Origin of the sequence: Herbaspirillum sp. NPDC087042 (genome assembly GCF_044745245.1) — a bacterium.
In the GTDB taxonomy this organism is placed as follows: domain Bacteria; phylum Pseudomonadota; class Gammaproteobacteria; order Burkholderiales; family Burkholderiaceae_D; genus Herbaspirillum.
This window is the reverse complement of sequence record NZ_JBIUZW010000028.1, coordinates 30,346-34,714: the sequence shown is the minus strand read 5'-3', so window position 1 is coordinate 34,714 and position 4,369 is coordinate 30,346. Positions and strand designations below refer to the sequence as shown.

Genomic DNA, 4,369 nt, shown 5'->3' with positions numbered 1-4,369 from the left:
AAACATAAGGCAAAAGACATAAAAGTAGCTGACTGTACTAAAGAACATTCCTCAATAGAACTGTGTGGCGCAGGCAGGCAGCGGCTTCGGGGCCTTTTCGACCTCGACCAGGCACATGCGGCAGTTGGCCGCGATGGACAGTTTCTTGTGATAGCAGAAGTGAGGAATGTACGTGCCGAGTTTATTGGCAGCGTCCATGACCATGCTGCCTTCCTGCACTTCAACCTTCTTGCCGTCTATTTCGATTTCAACCATGGCTGTTTGCCCAAGCTAAATATTCTTTGCCAACGATGCCGGCGGAATTGTTATTGGATCCCGCCGTGCATCCCCTGCCCTGTTCAGATGTAAGCCGGAACCAGGCAGTGTTTGTGCTCGATGTGGTACTCGAACTCTTCGCGGAAATTCTTCACGAAGGCGCGCACCGGCATGGCCGCTGCGTCACCCAGTGCACAGATGGTGCGACCCTGGATGTTGTCTGCCACCGAGTTCAGCACATCGAGGTCTTCCATCTTGCCGTGACCGTTCTCGATACGTTCCACCATGCGGTACATCCAGCCGGTGCCTTCACGGCACGGCGTGCACTGGCCGCAGGATTCTTCGTAGTAGAAGTAGGACAGACGCAGCAGCGACTTGACCATGCAACGGGTCTCGTCCATCACGATCACCGCGCCCGAACCCAGCATGGAGCCGGCCTTGGCGATGGCGTCGTAGTCCATGGTGGTGTCCATCATGACATCGCCACGGATCACCGGTGCGGACGAGCCGCCGGGGATGACCGCCTTGATCTTCTTGCCACCGCGCATGCCACCTGCCAGTTCCAGCAGCGTGGAGAACGGGGTGCCCAGCGGGATCTCGTAGTTGCCCGGACGCTCGACGTCGCCCGAGATCGAGAAGATCTTGGTGCCGCCGTTGTTGGGCTTGCCCATCTCGGCGTAGGCCTGCGGGCCTACCTTGAAGATGAAGGGCACGGCCGCGAAGGTCTCGGTGTTGTTGATGGTGGTCGGCTTGCCGTACAGGCCGAAGCTGGCCGGGAACGGCGGCTTGAAGCGCGGCTGGCCCTTCTTGCCTTCCAGGGATTCCAGCAGCGCGGTTTCCTCGCCGCAGATGTAGGCGCCATAACCATGGTGCGCATGCAACTGGAAGCTGAACTCGGTACCCAGGATGTTGTTGCCCAGCAGACCGGCGGCGCGCGCCTCTTCCAGCGCTTCTTCGAAACGCTCGTAGGCCGAGAAGATCTCGCCGTGGATGTAGTTGTAGCCGACGGTGATACCCATCGCGTAACCGCCGATGATCATGCCTTCGATCAGTGCGTGCGGATTGTAACGAATGATGTCACGGTCCTTGAAAGTACCCGGCTCGCCTTCATCTGTATTGCAGACGAGGTACTTCTGGCCCGGGAACTGACGGGGCATGAAGCTCCACTTCAGGCCGGTCGGGAAACCAGCACCGCCACGACCACGCAGGCCGGAGGCCTTGAGGTCGGCGATGACTTGTTCGGGAGTGATCTTGTCGTTGAGGATGCGCTTGAGCGACTCGTAGCCGCCGCGCTTGATGTAATCCTCAAGGTGCCAGTTCTCGCCATTCAGGTCGGCGAGGATCAGCGGTTTGATGTGGCGGTCGTGCAGGCAGGTCATTTCTTCAGTTCCTCCAGCAGCGCGTCGATCTTTTCGTTGGACATCCAGCTGCACATTTGATGGTTGTTGACCAGCATGACAGGTGCGTCGCCGCAAGCGCCCATGCATTCGCCTTCCATCAGGGTGAACCGGCCGTCGGCCGTGGTTTCCTTGTAATCGATGCCCAGCTTGTGCTTCAGGTGATGTGCAGCGCGCTCGCCGCCCGACAGCAGGCACGGCAGGTTGGTGCACACGGTGATCTTGTGCTTGCCCACCGGGCTGGTGTTGAACATGTTGTAGAAGGTCGCGACTTCTTGCACGGCCACAGCCGGCATGCCGATGTAGTCGGCAATTTCCTGCTGCAGTTCGGCCGGCAACCAGCCGTGATCCACCTGGGCGATGCGCAGCGCGGACATGACCGCAGACTGGCGCTGATCCGCCGGATACTTCGCGAGTTCGCGATCGATTTTCTTAAGGGCTTCTTGACTTAACAGCATATCGTTGGCCATCCATGCGCATCATTACTGCGCGGTTATTGGATATTCCCCAAACTTGACGGGCTTCTCATCGAAGCCCGCCTTGACTCTTACTCTTGCTCGACTTACCGGTCGATTTCCCCGAACACGATGTCTTGCGTACCGATGATGGTGACCGCGTCGGCAATCATGTGGCCCTTGGCCATTTCGTTCAGGGCCTGCAGGTGGGCAAAGCCCGGAGCGCGGATCTTCAGGCGATACGGCTTGTTGGCGCCATCCGAGACCAGGTAGATACCGAACTCGCCCTTCGGATGCTCGACGGCGGCATACGCTTCGCCGGCAGGCACGCGGAAACCTTCGGTGAACAGCTTGAAGTGGTGGATCAGGTCTTCCATGTTGGACTTCATGTCCGCACGCTTCGGAGGAGCGATCTTGTGGTTGTCGGTGATGACCGGACCCGGGTTGTTGCGCAACCATTCCACGCACTGCTTGATGATGCGGTTCGACTGGCGCATTTCGGCCACGCGCACCAGGTAACGGTCGTAGCAGTCGCCGTTCTTGCCCACGGGGATGTCGAAATCCATCAGGTCGTAGACTTCGTAGGGCTGCTTCTTGCGCAAGTCCCAGGCGATACCCGAGCCACGCAGCATCGGACCGGAGAAGCCCATCTGCAGGGCACGTTCCGGCGAGACCACGCCCACGCCCACCAGACGCTGCTTCCAGATACGGTTATCGGTCAGCAGGGTTTCGTATTCGTCGACATAGGTCGGGAAACGGTTGGTGAAGTCTTCAATGAAGTCCAGCAGCGAACCCTGACGGTTTTCGTTCAGTTCGCGGATGGCCTTGTCGTTGCGCACGATCGATGCCTTGTATTGCGGCATGCTGTCCGGCAGGTCGCGATAGACGCCACCCGGACGGTAGTAGGCCGCGTGCATACGGGCGCCGGAGACGGCTTCGTAGCAGTCGAACAGGTCTTCACGCTCACGGAAGGCATACAGCAGCACGCCCATCGCGCCCACGTCCAGCGCGTGCGCGCCGATCCACATCAGGTGGTTCAGCAGGCGGGTGATTTCGTCGAACATCACGCGGATGTACTGCGCGCGCAGCGGCACTTCCAGACCCAGCAGGCGCTCGATGGCCAGCACGTAACCGTGCTCGTTGCTCATCATCGAGACGTAGTCCAGGCGATCCATGTAGGGCACGGACTGCAGGAAGGTCTTCTGCTCGGCCAGCTTTTCGGTGCCACGATGCAGCAGGCCGATATGAGGGTCGGCGCGCTGGATGACTTCACCGTCCAGCTCCAGCACCAGACGCAACACGCCGTGCGCGGCCGGGTGCTGAGGACCGAAGTTCAGCGTATAGTTTTTGATCTCTGCCATTATTTGATCCCGTAGTTTTCTTCACGAATGATGCGCGGAGTGATTTCGCGCGGCTCGATCGTTACGGGTTGATAGATGACGCGTTTCTGTTCGGCGTCGTAGCGCATTTCGACATAGCCCGAGACCGGGAAGTCCTTGCGGAACGGGTGGCCGATGAAGCCGTAGTCGGTCAGGATGCGACGCAGGTCGGCGTGACCATCGAAGAGGATGCCGTAGAAGTCGAAGGCTTCGCGCTCGTACCAGCCGGCCGAGTTCCAGATACCATCCACGGACGCCACCAGCGGCAGGTCGTCGTCGGGCGCGAACACGCGCACGCGAACACGCCAGTTATGGCTGATCGACATCAGGTGCGAGACCACGGCAAAGCGCGGACCTTCCCAGGCACCATCGCCATAGGTGGAGTAGTCCACGCCGCACAGGTCGAGCAATTGTTCGAAACGAGTATCCGCATGGTCGCGCAGCACGCGCATGGCGGACAGGTAGTCAGCAGCCTTGACCACGACGGTGACTTCACCGAGGGTCACGGTCAGGTTCTGAAGATACCCTCCAAGCGCATTACGCAGGGCGGCTTCGAGAGTTTCCAATTTAGTCGTCATACTGCCCTCTTAGCGCGCGATGGTGTTGGTGCGCTTGATCTTGTTCTGCAGCTGGATCACGCCATACAGCAGCGCTTCAGCCGTCGGCGGGCAACCCGGGACATAGACGTCCACCGGGACGATGCGATCGCAACCACGCACCACCGAGTACGAATAGTGGTAGTAGCCACCACCATTGGCACAGGAGCCCATGGAGATGACCCAGCGCGGTTCCGGCATCTGGTCGTAGACCTTGCGCAATGCCGGCGCCATCTTGTTGCACAGGGTACCGGCCACGATCATCAGGTCGGACTGGCGCGGCGACG

Annotated in this window: 4 protein-coding genes and 2 pseudogenes; all 6 read right to left on the bottom strand. The window is 59.6% G+C overall.

Translation table 11 applies throughout. The features are described 5' to 3' along the window. Nucleotides 1-63: 63 nt before the first annotated feature. Nucleotides 64-255 (bottom strand): annotated as a pseudogene (locus tag ACIPHN_RS24805) (2Fe-2S iron-sulfur cluster-binding protein); the annotation flags it as partial. An 83-nt stretch (nucleotides 256-338) separates the two neighbouring features. Continuing rightward, nucleotides 339-1,634, bottom strand: coding sequence for an NADH-quinone oxidoreductase subunit NuoF (gene nuoF / locus ACIPHN_RS24800; protein ID WP_400441571.1), 1,296 nt, complete (start codon nucleotides 1,632-1,634; stop codon nucleotides 339-341). Beyond that, nucleotides 1,631-2,122, bottom strand: coding sequence for an NADH-quinone oxidoreductase subunit NuoE (gene nuoE, locus ACIPHN_RS24795; protein ID WP_400441568.1), 492 nt, complete (start codon nucleotides 2,120-2,122; stop codon nucleotides 1,631-1,633). Before nuoE ends, nuoF begins: the two co-directional genes overlap by 4 nt. Nucleotides 2,123-2,214: 92 nt before the next feature. Further along, nucleotides 2,215-3,468 carry an NADH-quinone oxidoreductase subunit D gene (locus ACIPHN_RS24790; RefSeq protein ID WP_102664570.1) on the bottom strand — a complete coding sequence of 418 codons (1,254 nt, stop codon included), beginning with the start codon at nucleotides 3,466-3,468 and terminating at the stop codon, nucleotides 2,215-2,217. Then, nucleotides 3,468-4,064, bottom strand: a complete 597-nt coding sequence (locus ACIPHN_RS24785) for an NADH-quinone oxidoreductase subunit C (protein ID WP_400441565.1) — start codon at nucleotides 4,062-4,064, stop codon at nucleotides 3,468-3,470. The genes ACIPHN_RS24790 and ACIPHN_RS24785 overlap by 1 nt, the downstream gene beginning before the upstream one ends. A 9-nt stretch (nucleotides 4,065-4,073) precedes the next feature. Then, a pseudogene (gene nuoB, locus ACIPHN_RS24780) lies at nucleotides 4,074-4,367 on the bottom strand (NADH-quinone oxidoreductase subunit NuoB); the annotation flags it as partial. Between the last annotated feature and the right edge of the window lie 2 nt (nucleotides 4,368-4,369).